At 63.1% G+C, this 13,475-nt stretch carries 16 protein-coding genes; 13 read left to right on the top strand and 3 right to left on the bottom strand.

The window, feature by feature from the left end; genetic code table 11:
* The first annotated feature begins 17 nt into the window (after positions 1-17).
* From ACHMXK_RS18930 to ACHMXK_RS18885, 10 genes are all read left to right on the top strand, one after another.
* Positions 18-1,463: a sodium:solute symporter family protein gene (locus ACHMXK_RS18930; RefSeq protein ID WP_397442067.1), complete on the top strand. Its 1,446-nt coding sequence runs from the start codon at positions 18-20 to the stop codon at positions 1,461-1,463.
* A 103-nt stretch (positions 1,464-1,566) separates the two neighbouring features.
* Positions 1,567-1,920 (top strand): FmdB family zinc ribbon protein, encoded by a 354-nt coding sequence (locus ACHMXK_RS18925; RefSeq protein WP_397442066.1) that lies wholly within the window; start codon positions 1,567-1,569, stop codon positions 1,918-1,920.
* Entirely contained in the window at positions 1,920-2,540 is a 621-nt protein-coding gene (locus ACHMXK_RS18920; protein ID WP_397442065.1) for a DUF502 domain-containing protein, read from the top strand. The genes ACHMXK_RS18925 and ACHMXK_RS18920 overlap by 1 nt, the downstream gene beginning before the upstream one ends.
* A 48-nt stretch (positions 2,541-2,588) precedes the next feature.
* Positions 2,589-4,388: an aspartate--tRNA ligase gene (gene aspS / locus ACHMXK_RS18915; RefSeq protein ID WP_397442064.1), complete on the top strand. Its 1,800-nt coding sequence runs from the start codon at positions 2,589-2,591 to the stop codon at positions 4,386-4,388.
* Between the two features lie 49 nt (positions 4,389-4,437).
* Complete coding sequence (locus ACHMXK_RS18910) at positions 4,438-4,950, top strand: DUF1697 domain-containing protein (RefSeq protein ID WP_397442063.1); 513 nt, start codon at positions 4,438-4,440, stop codon at positions 4,948-4,950.
* A gap of 16 nt (positions 4,951-4,966) precedes the next feature.
* Complete coding sequence (gene nudB / locus ACHMXK_RS18905) at positions 4,967-5,428, top strand: dihydroneopterin triphosphate diphosphatase (protein ID WP_397442062.1); 462 nt, start codon at positions 4,967-4,969, stop codon at positions 5,426-5,428.
* Positions 5,429-5,571: 143 nt separating this feature from the next.
* Positions 5,572-6,366 (top strand): GTP cyclohydrolase I, encoded by a 795-nt coding sequence (gene folE, locus ACHMXK_RS18900; protein ID WP_397442061.1) that lies wholly within the window; start codon positions 5,572-5,574, stop codon positions 6,364-6,366.
* A gap of 10 nt (positions 6,367-6,376) precedes the next feature.
* Positions 6,377-6,802, top strand: coding sequence for a BLUF domain-containing protein (locus ACHMXK_RS18895; RefSeq protein ID WP_397442060.1), 426 nt, complete (start codon positions 6,377-6,379; stop codon positions 6,800-6,802).
* A 64-nt stretch (positions 6,803-6,866) separates the two neighbouring features.
* On the top strand, positions 6,867-7,748 hold the full coding sequence (locus tag ACHMXK_RS18890) for an EamA family transporter (RefSeq protein WP_397442059.1): 882 nt from the start codon (positions 6,867-6,869) through the stop codon (positions 7,746-7,748).
* Positions 7,749-7,761: 13 nt separating this feature from the next.
* Entirely contained in the window at positions 7,762-8,595 is an 834-nt protein-coding gene (locus tag ACHMXK_RS18885) for a DUF429 domain-containing protein (protein WP_397442058.1), read from the top strand.
* 102 nt (positions 8,596-8,697) lie between these two features.
* Here the strand turns inward: ACHMXK_RS18885 and ACHMXK_RS18880 are convergent, their stop codons facing one another.
* From ACHMXK_RS18880 to ACHMXK_RS18870, 3 genes are read right to left on the bottom strand one after another with little or no spacing between them, the layout of a single operon-like run.
* Positions 8,698-10,011 (bottom strand): sulfatase, encoded by a 1,314-nt coding sequence (locus tag ACHMXK_RS18880; protein WP_397442057.1) that lies wholly within the window; start codon positions 10,009-10,011, stop codon positions 8,698-8,700.
* Positions 10,011-11,006: a Bug family tripartite tricarboxylate transporter substrate binding protein gene (locus tag ACHMXK_RS18875; protein ID WP_397442056.1), complete on the bottom strand. Its 996-nt coding sequence runs from the start codon at positions 11,004-11,006 to the stop codon at positions 10,011-10,013. The genes ACHMXK_RS18880 and ACHMXK_RS18875 overlap by 1 nt, the downstream gene beginning before the upstream one ends.
* 21 nt (positions 11,007-11,027) lie before the next feature.
* On the bottom strand, positions 11,028-11,987 hold the full coding sequence (locus ACHMXK_RS18870; RefSeq protein ID WP_397442055.1) for a Bug family tripartite tricarboxylate transporter substrate binding protein: 960 nt from the start codon (positions 11,985-11,987) through the stop codon (positions 11,028-11,030).
* Positions 11,988-12,101: 114 nt separating this feature from the next.
* Between ACHMXK_RS18870 and ACHMXK_RS18865 the strand changes: the two genes are divergently transcribed.
* The 3 genes from ACHMXK_RS18865 (at position 12,102) to ACHMXK_RS18855 (ending at position 13,448) form a co-directional block, all read left to right on the top strand.
* Positions 12,102-12,629 (top strand): MarR family winged helix-turn-helix transcriptional regulator, encoded by a 528-nt coding sequence (locus ACHMXK_RS18865; RefSeq protein WP_397442054.1) that lies wholly within the window; start codon positions 12,102-12,104, stop codon positions 12,627-12,629.
* 109 nt (positions 12,630-12,738) lie between these two features.
* Positions 12,739-13,104: a thermonuclease family protein gene (locus tag ACHMXK_RS18860; RefSeq protein ID WP_397442053.1), complete on the top strand. Its 366-nt coding sequence runs from the start codon at positions 12,739-12,741 to the stop codon at positions 13,102-13,104.
* 146 nt (positions 13,105-13,250) lie between these two features.
* Positions 13,251-13,448, top strand: coding sequence for a CsbD family protein (locus ACHMXK_RS18855; protein WP_397442052.1), 198 nt, complete (start codon positions 13,251-13,253; stop codon positions 13,446-13,448).
* Positions 13,449-13,475: the final 27 nt, after the last annotated feature.

The following is a 13,475-nucleotide window of genomic DNA, read 5'->3' as shown; positions in this document are numbered from 1 at the left end:
GTCTTGAGGAGGCCGCTTTGCTTTTAACCCTGGTTTTCGTCTATTTACTGATCACCATCATCATTGGCTTGTACGCCGCCAGGCGCGTTAAAAACACGTCGGACTATGCCGTGGCCGGGCGCAACCTGCCGCTGGTCATGATTGTGACCACGACGTTCGCCACCTGGTTTGGCTCCGAAACCGTGCTGGGCATCCCGGCCAAGTTTGTCAGCCATGGCCTGAACGGCGTGGTGGAAGACCCCTTTGGCGCCGGCACCTGTTTGATTCTGGTAGGCCTGTTTTTTGCCGGCAAGCTCTACAAGATGTCCTTGCTGACCATCAGCGACTATTACCGCGAGCGTTACGGCCGCCTCATCGAGGTGGCGTGTTCCGTCATCATCATGGTCAGCTACCTCGGCTGGGTGGCGGCCCAGGTCGCCGCGCTGGGGCTGGTGTTCAACCTCCTGTCGGGCGGCGCCATCAGCCCCACGACCGGCATGCTCATAGGCACGGCCTCGGTGCTGGCCTACACCTTGTTTGGCGGCATGTGGTCGGTGGCGGTGACCGACTTCATCCAGATGATTGTGCTGGTGGTGGGCCTGGCCGTGCTGGCCGTGTTTGCCGGCAACCAGGCCGGCGGCGCCGACAAGGTCATCGCCCTGGCCACCAGCCAGGACCTGTTCCGCTTCTGGCCCGAACCCCAGCTCAAGGACATGGTGTTTTTCTTTGCCGCGGCCATCACCATGATGTTCGGCTCGATTCCGCAGCAGGACGTTTTTCAGCGTGTGATGTCCGCCAACAGCCACAGCGCCGCCACCAAGGGGCCGGTCATAGGCGGTGTGTGCTACATCCTGTTTGCCTTTGTGCCCATGTTCCTGGTGGCCAGCGCCCTGATCATCATGCCGGAGCAGACGGCCCTCCTGCTCAAGGACGATCCGCAAAAAATCCTGCCGACCCTGGTGCTGGAAAAAATGCCTTTTGTGATGCAGGTGCTGTTTTTCGGCGCCTTGTTGTCGGCCATCAAGTCCACCGCGTCGGCGACCTTGCTGGCGCCCAGCGTGACGTTTGTCGAGAACATCTGGCGCCAGTTCAAGCCGCGCATGAGCGACAAACGTGAGCTCAAACTGATGCGGGCCACGGTGCTGGTGTTCAGTTGCCTGGTGGTCACCTATGCCATCGCCATGCGGGGCACCTCGATTTACGAGATGGTGTCGGGTGCCTACCAGGTGCCCCTGGTCGGCGCGTTTGTGCCGCTGGTGGCCGGCTTGTACTGGAAAAAAGCCAGCACCCAGGGCGCGATTTTCTCGGTGGTGTGCGGCATAGGCGTCTGGCTGTTGTTCACTTTTTCCACGCTGGGTCAGGAGTTTCCGGCCCAGCTGGCCGGTGTGCTGGCCGCCACCCTGGGCATGCTGGTGGGCTCCTTGACCCCGCAAACCATTGAAAACAACCGTGGTCTGCACCGCCGGCTGTCTACCGAAGGCTGATCACCGCGCTGCCAGGGTGGGAGTGGCCTAACGCCTATAATTGAAGGTTTTGCATCCTGCGGGTTCCGTGGGGTAAAACAGCAGCGACCAAACCTCTACCACCATGCCAATCTACGCTTACAAATGCGAGTCCTGCGGGCATTCCAAGGACGTTTTGCAAAAAATGTCCGATGCGCCCCTGACGGACTGCCCCCAGTGCGGTGCACCCGCTTTCAAAAAGCAGCTGACTGCCGCCGGTTTCCAGCTCAAGGGTTCGGGCTGGTATGTGACCGATTTCCGCGGTGGCGGTGGTGCCACGGCGGTTCCGCCCGTGAGTGGTTCGGACACGTCGGCTGCCAGCAGCACGGCAGACAGCAAGCCGGCGGCGTCCACAGCCCCAACGACAGCGGCTCCGGCCCCGGCGGCTGCGAGCACCTCACCGGCGAGCGGCTCCGCCGCCCCTAGCAAGGCGAGCTGATGGCCGCCATACGTCGATGGCTGCTGGCCGGGCTGCTGGTTCTGGTGCCGCTGGCCGTCACCGTATGGCTGCTGAACTGGGTCATAGGCACGCTGGACCAGACGCTGCAAATCCTGCCGGTCGGCTGGCACCCGGACAAATTGCTGGGTGTGCATATTCCGGGTTTCGGCGTGTTGCTGGCCCTGGCCATCGTGTTGTCGATTGGTGCCATTGCCAGCAATTTCCTGGGCAAAAAACTCGTGCGCTGGTGGGATGCGCTGCTCAGCCGCATTCCCATCGTCCGGTCGATTTATTCCAGCGTCAAGCAGGTGTCCGACACCTTGTTTTCCGAAAACGGCAATGCGTTTCGCAAGGCGCTGCTGGTGCAGTGGCCGCGTGAAGGGGTCTGGACCATTGCCTTCCAGACCGGTATGCCGGGCGGTGATGTGGCCAACCACCTGCCGAATGATTACCTGAGCATTTATGTCCCGACCACGCCCAACCCGACCGGCGGCTATTTCGTTATGCTTCGAAAAGCCGACTGCATCGAGCTCCAGATGAGCGTGGACGAAGCCCTGACCTACGTGATCTCCATGGGTGTGGTGGTGCCAGGCAGCGCCGCCAACTACAAACCGAAATAATTTCTCCTCCGCAGCGCGCGAGCGCTCACAAGTACAAGCGACCTATTTATGACTTCCCAAATGCGTTCCCACTATTGCGGCCTGGTGACCGAGAGCCTGATGGGCCAAACCGTCAGCCTGTGCGGCTGGGTCAATCGCCGGCGTGACCACGGTGGTGTGATTTTTATCGACCTGCGCGACCGCGAAGGTTATGTGCAGGTGGTGTGTGACCCGGACCGCGCCGACATGTTCAAGACCGCCGAAGGTGTGCGCAACGAGTTTTGTGTGCAGATCAAGGGCCTGGTGCGTGCACGTCCCGAGGGCACGGTCAACGACGGCCTGAAAAGCGGCAAGATCGAGGTCTTGTGCCATGAGCTGATTGTGCTCAACCCCAGCGTGACACCGCCGTTCCAGCTCGACGACGACAACCTGTCGGAGACCACACGCCTGACACATCGCGTGCTGGACCTGCGCCGTCCTTACATGCAGAACAACCTGATGCTGCGTTACCGCGTGGCCATGGAAACCCGCAAGTTCCTGGACGCCAACGGTTTCATCGACATCGAAACCCCCATGCTGACCAAAAGCACGCCCGAAGGCGCGCGTGATTACCTGGTGCCCAGCCGCGTCAACGAAGGCATGTTTTTCGCGCTGCCGCAAAGCCCGCAGCTGTTCAAGCAGTTGTTGATGGTGGCGGGCTTTGACCGTTATTACCAGATCACCAAGTGTTTCCGCGACGAAGACTTGCGCGCCGACCGCCAGCCCGAATTCACGCAGATTGATATCGAGACGTCCTTCATGGGCGAGCAGGATATCCGCGACATGTTCCAGGGCATGATCAGCAACATCTTCAAGACCGTGCTGGCCACCGACCTGGGCGAGTTCCCGGTCATGACCTATGCCGACGCCATGTTCCGTTTCGGCTCCGACAAGCCGGATCTGCGTATCAATCTCGAATTCACCGAGCTGACGGATGTGATGGCCGACGTGGACTTCAAGGTCTTCAGCACACCGGCGACCACGCCGGGCGGCCGTGTGGTGGCCTTGCGTGTGCCCGGTGGCTCCGAGATGAGCCGCGGCGAGATCGACGGCTACACCGAGTTTGTGAAAATTTACGGCGCCAAGGGCCTGGCCTGGATCAAGGTCAACGACGTGAGCAAAGGCCGCGAAGGCCTGCAAAGCCCCATCGTCAAAAACCTGCACGACGCCGCGATTGCCGAGATCCTGCAGCGCACGGGCGCGGCCAACGGCGACATCCTTTTCTTCGGCGCCGACAAGTCCAAGGTGGTCAACGACAGCATAGGCGCCTTGCGCCTGAAAATCGGCCTCAGCGCCTTCGGCAAAAAATCCGGCCTGTTCACGGCCGGCTGGAAGCCGCTGTGGGTGGTGGACTTCCCGATGTTCGAACACGACGAGGAAAACAACCGCTGGAGCGCGGTGCACCACCCGTTCACGGCGCCCAAGGACGGCCATGAAGACTGGATGGACACCGATCCCGGTCGCTGCATTTCCAAGGCCTACGACATGGTGCTCAATGGCTGGGAGCTGGGCGGTGGCTCGGTGCGTATCCATCAGGCCGATGTACAGAGCAAGGTGTTCAGCGCCCTGAAAATTGGTCCCGAGGAAGCGCAAGAGAAATTCGGCTTCCTGCTCGACGCCCTGCAATACGGCGCGCCGCCGCACGGTGGTCTGGCCTTTGGCCTGGACCGCATCGTCACCATGATGACCGGTGCCGAGTCCATCCGCGACGTGATTGCTTTCCCCAAGACCCAGCGCGCCCAGGACTTGCTGACGCACGCTCCCAGCCCGGTCGACGAGAAACAGCTGCGCGAGCTGCACATTCGCCTGCGTAACCCGCAGCCGACCTGACGTCGCGGCCGCCTCGCGGTGGCCCTGCGGCTTGGGTGGCATTGTCCTTATGCAGACCTTCATTGCCCTGTTGCGAGCCGTGAATGTAGGCGGCACGGGCAAGCTTTTGATGAGCGAACTCCAGGCCTTGTGTGAACAGGCCGGGTTTGCGCAGGTCCGCACCTACATCGCCAGTGGCAATGTAGTTTTTCGCAGTGAACGTTCGGCGGCGCAGGTGAAGGCGCGGCTGGAAGCCAGTCTTCTGACCCATGGCGGCAAGCCGGTCGGTGTGCTGGTGCGAACCGGCGCAGAAATGGCCACCGTCCTGGCGGAAAACCCGTTTCCCAAAGCCCAGGCCAAGCGCACCGTGGCCATCTTTCTGGATGCGCCGCCGCCCGCCGATGTGTTGGCGACCCTGTCCGGTCAGAACGGCGAAGAAGTCGCGCTGGGGCGCCGGGAGGTCTATGTCCATTACGGCGCGGGCATGGCCTCGTCCAGGCTGACGATTCCTGCCGCCCAGGCGGGAACAGCCCGCAACATGAACACCGTGGCCAGGCTGGTTGAGATGGCGGCCGGCCGCTGAACGGCGAGGAGACACCTTGTCAAACTTCAAAATCCCCGAGTCGGTGCTGGTGGTGATTCACACCCCGGCGCTGGAGGTCTTGCTGATCGAACGCGCCGACCACCCGGGTTTCTGGCAAAGCGTGACCGGCTCCAAAGATGCGCTGGACGAACCCTTGTTGCACACGGCCGTGCGCGAGGTCTGGGAAGAAACCGGCATCCGCGTCCAGCCGCAAGACCTGTTGGACTGGGCGCTGTCCAATGTGTACGAGATTTACCCGGCCTGGCGGCACCGCTACGCCTCCGGCGTGACACGCAACACCGAACATGTGTTCAGCCTGTGTGTGCCGGCCGCGACGGTGGTCACCCTCAGTGCGCGCGAACATACGGCTTACCAGTGGCTGCCTTACCTGGCCGCTGCCGACCAGTGTTATTCCCCCTCGAATGCCGAAGCCGTGTTGCTGCTGCCAAAGTTCATCAGCAGCTCAGGCGCGGGCTAAATCCCGCCGCTCGCTCGCATCCTCTAAATTGCTCCTGAATTTATAGCTACCTGTGTCCGTCCTTCAAGGGCTGGAGGCCTAAAACCCTTGTAAACGTCGGGCATGACTGTTTCCGGTCGGGCTGGTAACATCTGAGCATGCTTATGAAATCCAACTCGCCCGAATCCGAGCTGGCGGCCACGCTGGTCGCTGTCCCTTCCTCGTCGCCCGCCGCAGGCACAGGGTTGGTGTCGTGTCTGGATGCCAGCGACGAAGGCACGCCGGTCTCCGTCAAGATTCGTGAACGCCTGGCCGCCGCCAAAAAACGCTTCAACGCCAACGACAACATTGCCGAGTTCATCGAACCCGGCGAGCTGGAACAACTGCTCGACGAGGTCGAGGTCAAGATGCAGGGCGTGCTGGACAGCCTGGTGATAGACACCGAGCTGGACCACAACACCCAGAACACCGCGCGCCGCGTCGCCAAGATGTACCTCAACGAGGTCTTCAAGGGCCGTTATGTGGCCGGCCCCACCATCACCGAGTTCCCCAACGCCGAACACCTGAACGAGCTGATCATCGTCGGCCCCATCACCGTGCGCAGTGCCTGCTCGCACCATTTCTGCCCGGTCATCGGCCAGCTCTGGATCGGTGTGATGCCCAACGAACACACCAATGTCATCGGCCTGTCCAAATACGCTCGCCTGGCCGAGTGGATCATGGGCCGGCCGCAAATCCAGGAAGAGGCCGTGGTGCAACTGGCCGACCTGATCCAGGACAAAACCCGGCCCGACGGCCTGGCGATTGTCATGGAGGCCAGCCACTACTGCATGGGCTGGCGCGGCGTGAAAGACCTGGACAGCAAAATGATCAACTCCGTCATGCGTGGTGTCTTCCTCAAGGACCCCAACTTGCGTCGCGAGTTTTTGTCGCTGATCCCGAAAAAGAACAACAACTGAGGACTTCACGATGTTGGTACGCCTTCTCTACGCCAGCCGCTCGGCCCAACCGGGCTCCAGCGATGTCACCGACGCCATCCTGGCGCAGTCGCGCAGCCACAACCCGGCCTGCGGCATCACCGGCATCCTGTGTTACGGCGGCGGTATCTTCCTGCAGGCCCTGGAAGGCGGGCGCGAGCAGGTCAGCGAGCTGTTTGGCCATATCCAGAAAGACCCGCGCCACACCGACGTGGTCTTGCTGCATTACGAAGAAATCAGCGAGCGCCATTTTGGCGGCTGGTCCATGGGCCAGGTCAACGCGGCCAAGGTCAACACGGCCATCCTGCTGAAATACTCCGAAAAACCCGAGCTGGACCCTTATGCCGTTTCGGGCCAGATGTCGCTGGCCCTGCTGGAAGACCTGATGGCCAACGCCGCCATCTGCGGCCGCACCTGACCCTGTCTGGTCGGGTGTTTGCACGGGCGCGCTGCGTTCCTGCGCGCCGTCCGCCGCTTGCGCCATGCCCCTGTCCGCCCTTGCACTGGTTATTCTTGCCGGCCTGATTCACGCCAGCTGGAACATCGCCGCCAAAAAAGCCGGCGGTGATGCACGTTTTGCTTTTTTCACCAGCGTGGTCCTGATGCTGGTCTGGGCGCCGGTTGGCCTCTGGGCCGCCTGGGGCGTGGTGCCCGGCTGGGGCTGGCGCGAGTGGGCATTTATCGCCGTCAGCGGCGTCTTGCATGTGCTTTATTACGTGGTCTTGCTGCGCGGTTATCGCAAGGCCGACCTGACCGTGGTGTATCCGCTGGCCCGCGGCTCCGGCCCCTTGTTGTCCTCCATGGTGGCCATCGTCTTGCTGGGCGAGCAGATTTCCGCGATGGGTCTGGCGGGTATTGCCGGTGTGGTCGGTGGTGTGTTCCTGATCGCCGGCGGTCCTGGTTTGATGCGCGCCGCACACGACCCGGAACAGCGCCGGCGTGTGCACAAAGGCATGATTTACGGCCTGCTTACGGGGGCGTTTATTGCGAGCTACACCGTGGTTGATGGTTACGCCGTGAAGTTTTTGCTGATGTCGCCCATCCTGCTCGACTACCTGGGCAATTTTGTGCGCCTGGGCTTGCTGGCGCCTGTGGTTTTGCACGACATGCCGGCAGCGCTGCGGTTGTGGCGCCAGCAGTGGAAATACGCGCTGCTGGTCGGCGCTATCAGCCCAGTGTCGTATGTGCTGGTCTTGTACGCGATGCAGACGGCGCCGCTCTCGCATGTGGCGCCGGCGCGCGAGGTGTCCATGTTGTTTGCGGCGCTGATAGGCGGGCATTTGCTGGGCGAGGGCGACCGCTTGCAGCGTCTGCTGGGTGCGGCCCTGATCGCGGTGGGTGTGATGGCGCTGGCGCTGGGCTGAGGGAAAGACGCCCATGTCACATGCCACACCCTTGCTGATAGGTTGTGATTTTTCCAGCGCGCCCACACGCAGAAAACCCATTGTTCTGGCTTGCGGGTCCAGCAAACACGGGCGGGTTCAGCTTGCCCAACTGGAACGCATCGAGTCGCTGGATGATTTCGAAGTTTGGCTGCGCCAGCCGCTGGCCTGGCTGGGCGCTTTTGATTTTCCCTTTGGCCTGCCGCGTGAACTGGTGGCACAACTCGGCTGGCCGACCGCCTGGCCGGACTGCATGCGCCACTACGCAGCGCTGAGCCGCGCCGAGATCCGTGACACCTTTGCCGCATTTTGCGCCGCGCGCCCGGTGGGCGGCAAGTTTGCCCACCGTGCCACCGACCTGCCGGCCGGTTCCAGCCCGTCCATGAAATGGGTGAATCCGCCGGTGGCTTATATGCTGCATGCCGGTGTGCCGCGCCTGCTGGCTGCCGGCGTACATCTGCCGGCTTTGCTGGATGGCGACCGCGCGCGGGTGGCGCTGGAAGCTTATCCCGGCCTGCTGGCGCGGGAAGTGTTGGGCCAGCGTTCCTACAAAAGTGACGACAAGTCCAAACAGACGCCGGAGCGCTTGATCGCCCGCAAGGACTTGATCACCGCACTGGAAATGGGCCAGACCCGGCTGGCTCTGCGTCTGAAACTGACGCATGCCCAGCGCGACACCCTGGTCGACGATGCCAGCGGCGACAGCCTGGACGCGGTTTTGTGCCTGATGCAGGCGGCCTGGGCGCAAACCCAGCATGAGCAGGGCGCCGCCTGTTACGGCTTGCCAGCGGCTGTTGATCCGCTGGAAGGCTGGATTGTCAGCGCCTGAGGGGCTGGTGACGTCCATTCGTTGAAGAAATAGGGATCCAGCCCTTATTCCACTTGCGCAAGCAGCTATCAATACGGTAGCGACTGAGCCGGCACCGGCGGGTTAACGCTGCGGCATGTCCTTGACCGAATAACCCAGACTCACTGTGGCGTCCTCAGGAATCGGTGGCACGCTGGCCTCCCAGGCCTGCCAGGCGGCACGCATGGCTTGCAGGCGTTCGGGTTCGCGCTGGGCCAGGTTGGCGCGTTCACGTTCATCGGCCGGAAGGTTGAACAGGTACTCGTGGCCATCAACCTGCAGGTATTTCCAGTCGCCGTCGCGCAAAGCGCGTTGGCCGCGGTGGTTCATGCGCCAGTGCAGCGGCCGGGGAAAACTGTGGCCGGCTTCGCGCAACACCGGCAGCAGCGAGATACCGTCCAGCGGGTAGTGGGGGGCAGCTCGCACGCCGGCCGCGTCCAGCATGGTGGCCGACCAGTCCATGGTCATGCAATGTTGTTCGCTGATGCCGCCCGCAGCGATTCTCGCCGGCCAGTGCGCGATCCAGGGCACACGGATGCCGCCTTCGGTCAGGTCCATCTTGCCGCCTACCAGCGGCCAGTTGTCGGAGAAACGTTCGCCGCCGTTGTCGCTGGTGAAGACCACCAGCGTGTTCTCGACCAGGCCGTTTTTTTCCAGCGCCTGAATCAACTGGCCTATGCCTTCGTCCATGTGGTGGATCATGCGGCGGTAGGTGTGGATGTTGCCGCCGCTCAGGTGGAAGAGGTTGTCCTTGACCTGGGGCGCCAGCGCCGCGTCGTCGCGGGTTTCCCAGGGCCAGTGCGGCGCGGTGTAGTGCAGGCTCAGGAAGAAAGGTGTGCCGTCCTGGGCGCCGGGCGCCATGCGGTCCACATAATCGACCGCGCGTTTCGAGAGCAGATCGGTCAGGTAACCGTCTTCCTGTTTTTCTTCCTCGCCGAACCAGAGGTCGTGCCGGCCGGACGAGTCGCAGTGGCTGAAGTAGTCCACCCCGCCCGACATGGGTCCAAAAAATTCCTCGTAGCCCGAACGCAGCGGACCGAAGGAGGGCGGGTAACCCAGATGCCATTTGCCGATCAGCGCGGTGCGGTAGCCGCTGTCCTTGAGCAGCGAGGGCAGGGTGGGGTGTTCGGGCGGCAGGCCCAACACCGCGCTGCCGCGGCTTTTGCTGTTGATGGGTTCGTCGGCGCCACCGCGCAGCCGGTACTGGTAACGGCCCGTCATCAGCGCAAAACGGGTGGGTGAACAAACCGGTGAGTTGGCGTAACCCTGGGTGAATTTCAGGCCGTTTGCGGCCAGGCCGTCGAGCACCGGCGAGACCGGGGCGCGGCCGCCGTAACAGCCGAGGTCGGCATAACCGAGGTCATCGGCGACGATAAAAATGATGTTGGGGCGTTTCATTATTCAACCTTCATGCCGGTGGCGCGAATGGTGCGGCTGTAACGCTCCGACAAATCGGCCAGGCGTTTGCTTGCGGCGCTGCCGGTCAGGCCCTCATAGTGCAAGTCCAGGTTCGCCATGCGGGCCTGCACGTCGGGCCGGGCCAGGGCCTCGGCAAAAGCGCGCTGCAGCGTCTGGACCACGGCGTCCGGCGTGGCGGCCGGCAGCATGGCGATGTACAAGACCTCCTGCTCCAGTTCCTTCAAGCCGGCCTCGGCCACGGTGGGCAGCTCGGGCGCGAGTTTGGAGCGCTGGCGGCTGGTGACCGCCAGGGCGTTGATCTTGCCGGCCTTCACATAGGGCAACATGCCGGGCGTGGCCAACACGCCGCCGTCCACCTCGGCGGCCAGGATGGCCGTCACGGCCGGGGTATTGCCTTTGTAGGGAATGTGGTTGAGCTTGACCTTGGTGGCGTCGGTGAACACCTCGACCGCCAGATGACCCGGGCTGCCGCTGCCGGCCGAGCTGAAGTTCAGCAGCCGGGTCTTGCCGGCGGCGACCAGTTCGTTCATGGTCTTGATGCCGGTGGCCGGCTGCATGCCCACCAGCAGGCCGGACGAGGCCATGACCATCAGCGGCTTGAAGTCGCTGACCTTGAAAGGCATGGTTTTGTAGATGTGCGGGTTGACCGTGAAGGTGGTGTCTATGCCTATCAGCACGGTGTAGCCGTCGGCCGGGCTTTTGGCCACCAGGTCGGTCCCGATGTTGCCGCTGGCGCCGGGTTTGTTGTCGACCACAAAAGGCTGCTTCAGGGTGGTTTGCAAGACCTCGGCGATCGAACGCGCCAGGATGTCGGACGGCCCGCCGGGCGGGAAGCTGTTGAGCAGCTTCACCGGTTTGTTGGGGTACAGCGCTTGTGCCTGGACCGGCGCAGCCAGCACGGCCAGCAGGCACAGGCTAGCCAGCGCGGCGAAGGGGTGGCAGCGCGAAGACAAAGTCAAGGAAGGGAGGTTCATGGCAATTCCGAAAGTCTGGGATCAGGGCTGGTAGCCGGAGGTCTTCACCACCGGCGCCCACTGCGCGCGGAAGGCCTTGAGCATGGCCTGGGTCTGGGCCTGTGTGCTGACCACCGCGGTCATCTTGCTGTCGTTGAATTTGCGCACGGTGTCGGGGTCTTGCATGACTTCGCGGATGGCTTTGGACAACATCTCGACCTTGGCCTTGGGCATGCTGCTGGGCGCGAAGAAGGTGTTCCAGCCCGTGGCCACCAGGTCCATGCCGGCCTCCTTGAAGGTCGGGATGTTGGGCGCATGTGGCGAACGTTCGGCGCTGGAAACCGCCAGGATACGGATCTTGCCGCCTTCGTGTTGCGGCAACACGGTGTCAAAGGTGTCGAAAGCCACGGCCACCTGGCCGCCCATCAGATCGTTCAGCAGCGGCGCCGAGCCGCGGTAACCCACCACCTGGGCATCAACCCCGGCTTTCTGGCCCACCATCAGGCCGAAGAAATGCGGCAGGCTGCCGGTGGCCGGCACGCCGAAGTTGGCCTTGCCCGGGTTGACACGCAGCCAGGCGATCAGGTGCGACAACTCGCGCACGGGGATGGCCGTGCCGACCGCCACGGCGAATTCGTAATTGTTGACATGTGAGACCGGCACAAAGTCGCGCTCGGCGTCGTAACCGTTGTCCTTGAAGACCAGCGGCGCCACCACCATCACGGCGGGGTTGGCCAGCATCAACACGTTCTGGTTTGCGGGCGTGTTTTTGAGCTGCTGCGCCGCGAGCCGGCCGCCGGCGCCAGCCTTGTTGTCCACAATCACCGGCACGCCGAGTTTGGCCTGTAACTTGTCGGCCACGATGCGGGCGACCCGGTCGCTGGAGCCGCCCGGTGCGTAACCCACCACGATACGCAGCGGGCCGTCCAGCGGCTGGGCGTGGACCGAGAGCGCGGCGGCGGCCACGGCCACTGTCAGGCAGTGCTTGATTGTTTTCAGCATGAACATCTCCTTGGGACCATGGATGGGTGAGCCCGGCTCGCGCCAGCTTGCACGGCCATGCTAATCCCCGGACAATTGATTGTTCTAATCAATCATTCTCGGTATTTACCCCTGATGCCCCTGCCTTGCCGCCTAGTCCAACCCGCCGCGCTGGACGATGTGTTGCTGTATCGCATCAGCCGTTTGCTGGGTGTGGCCGGCAGCCTGGTGATACGCCTGTGTGAAGGGCGCTTCGGCATCACGCGGCGCGAATGGCGCATCCTGGCCCTGCTGGCCCAGGACGAAGGCCTGCTGTCCTCGCAACTGGCCGAACGTGCGCAACTGGACCGGGCGCGCACCTCCAAGGCCATCACCTCGCTGGTTGGCAAAAAACTGCTGCAACGTGACACCCGTCCCGGTGACCGGCGCCAGGCCATGCTGGCCCTGACGGCGGAAGGTCGTGCCTTGTATGCAGCGTTGTTTCCGCTGGTGGCGGAGATCAACCGCGACCTGCTGGCGGCGTTGTCCACGTCCGGGGTCGAGCAGCTGGACCAGGCGCTGGACGCCTTGCAGCAACGTGCCGACCACATGGTGCTGGCCCACACCGAGCTGCCCAAGGCCGACCGGCGCCGCGGTGCCCGCCTGCGCCAGGTGATGGGCTGAGGCCGTGGCCCGGACCTGGTTCAGTGTCGCTATTGTTCTGATAGCTGTTTGCGCCCGTCCGGTCTGGGCTTGGGCCGGAAAAGTCTCACATGTCACGGATGGCGACACGGTGTGGGTGGCACCCGCGCAAGGCGGCCCGCCGGTCAAGATCCGGATTCACGGCATGGACGCCCCCGAAATTTGTCAGGCCGGTGGTGTCGCGGCACGTGCGGCCCTGGCGCAACGGGTGTCGGGCCGCATGGTAACGGTGTCGCCGCGCCGCCGTGACAGTTATGGCCGGACCGTGGCCAGCCTTCACCTGGGCGGTGAAGACATCGCCGGCTGGATGGTGGGCCGGGGCCAGGCCTGGTCGGGCGGCGGCCCTTATCAGGCGTTGCAGGTACAGGCGCAAGCCGCGCGGCGCGGCCTGTTTGCCGATCCCGCGGCCGTGCCGCCACGGGTGTTTCGCCAGCGCCATGGGCCTTGCCACACCTGATGTCGCGGGCAGGCCGCCAGTGGCCTGCCGTCCTACAGGAAATTCCGCACAGGCTGACGGCCTGCCGCCACCCGTCTGCCTATATTGAGAAGGTGCCGGCCATGTCGGCCAGCCGCTGTCATCTCCAAAGTCAAAGGAAAAACGCCATGAACAAAGATCAAGTCAAGGGCCGTGTGGACCAGGCGATAGGCAAGGCCAAAGAAGTGGCCGGGCGTGTCGCCGGTAGCGACAAGCTGGCCGTGGAAGGCCTGGGCGAGCAGATCAAGGGCAAAACCCAGGCGACTTTCGGCGATAGCAAAGAGCAGCTCAAGGATGCCGCCAAAAAAATGATCGACAAGATCTAGTCGCGGCACGTTGTTTCATCCTTCTTC

This window comes from Polaromonas sp. UC242_47 (assembly GCF_044452385.1).
Lineage (GTDB): Bacteria > Pseudomonadota > Gammaproteobacteria > Burkholderiales > Burkholderiaceae_C > Polaromonas.
This window is presented reverse-complemented; position numbering and strand designations above follow the sequence as displayed.

What these genes read in the sequence shown, in the direction of transcription:
- aspS (WP_397442064.1), top strand. Translation starts at nt 2,589, where the DNA reads ATGACTTCCCAAATGCGTTCCCACTATTGCGGCCTGGTGACCGAGAGC.
- ACHMXK_RS18865 (WP_397442054.1), top strand. Translation starts at nt 12,102, where the DNA reads ATGCCCCTGCCTTGCCGCCTAGTCCAACCCGCCGCGCTGGACGATGTG.
- ACHMXK_RS18890 (WP_397442059.1), top strand. Translation starts at nt 6,867, where the DNA reads ATGCCCCTGTCCGCCCTTGCACTGGTTATTCTTGCCGGCCTGATTCAC.
- ACHMXK_RS18880 (WP_397442057.1), bottom strand. Translation starts at nt 10,011, where the DNA reads ATGAAACGCCCCAACATCATTTTTATCGTCGCCGATGACCTCGGTTAT.
- ACHMXK_RS18920 (WP_397442065.1), top strand. Translation starts at nt 1,920, where the DNA reads ATGGCCGCCATACGTCGATGGCTGCTGGCCGGGCTGCTGGTTCTGGTG.
- ACHMXK_RS18885 (WP_397442058.1), top strand. Translation starts at nt 7,762, where the DNA reads ATGTCACATGCCACACCCTTGCTGATAGGTTGTGATTTTTCCAGCGCG.
- ACHMXK_RS18870 (WP_397442055.1), bottom strand. Translation starts at nt 11,987, where the DNA reads ATGCTGAAAACAATCAAGCACTGCCTGACAGTGGCCGTGGCCGCCGCC.
- ACHMXK_RS18875 (WP_397442056.1), bottom strand. Translation starts at nt 11,006, where the DNA reads ATGAACCTCCCTTCCTTGACTTTGTCTTCGCGCTGCCACCCCTTCGCC.
- folE (WP_397442061.1), top strand. Translation starts at nt 5,572, where the DNA reads ATGAAATCCAACTCGCCCGAATCCGAGCTGGCGGCCACGCTGGTCGCT.
- ACHMXK_RS18855 (WP_397442052.1), top strand. Translation starts at nt 13,251, where the DNA reads ATGAACAAAGATCAAGTCAAGGGCCGTGTGGACCAGGCGATAGGCAAG.
- ACHMXK_RS18895 (WP_397442060.1), top strand. Translation starts at nt 6,377, where the DNA reads ATGTTGGTACGCCTTCTCTACGCCAGCCGCTCGGCCCAACCGGGCTCC.
- ACHMXK_RS18910 (WP_397442063.1), top strand. Translation starts at nt 4,438, where the DNA reads ATGCAGACCTTCATTGCCCTGTTGCGAGCCGTGAATGTAGGCGGCACG.
- ACHMXK_RS18925 (WP_397442066.1), top strand. Translation starts at nt 1,567, where the DNA reads ATGCCAATCTACGCTTACAAATGCGAGTCCTGCGGGCATTCCAAGGAC.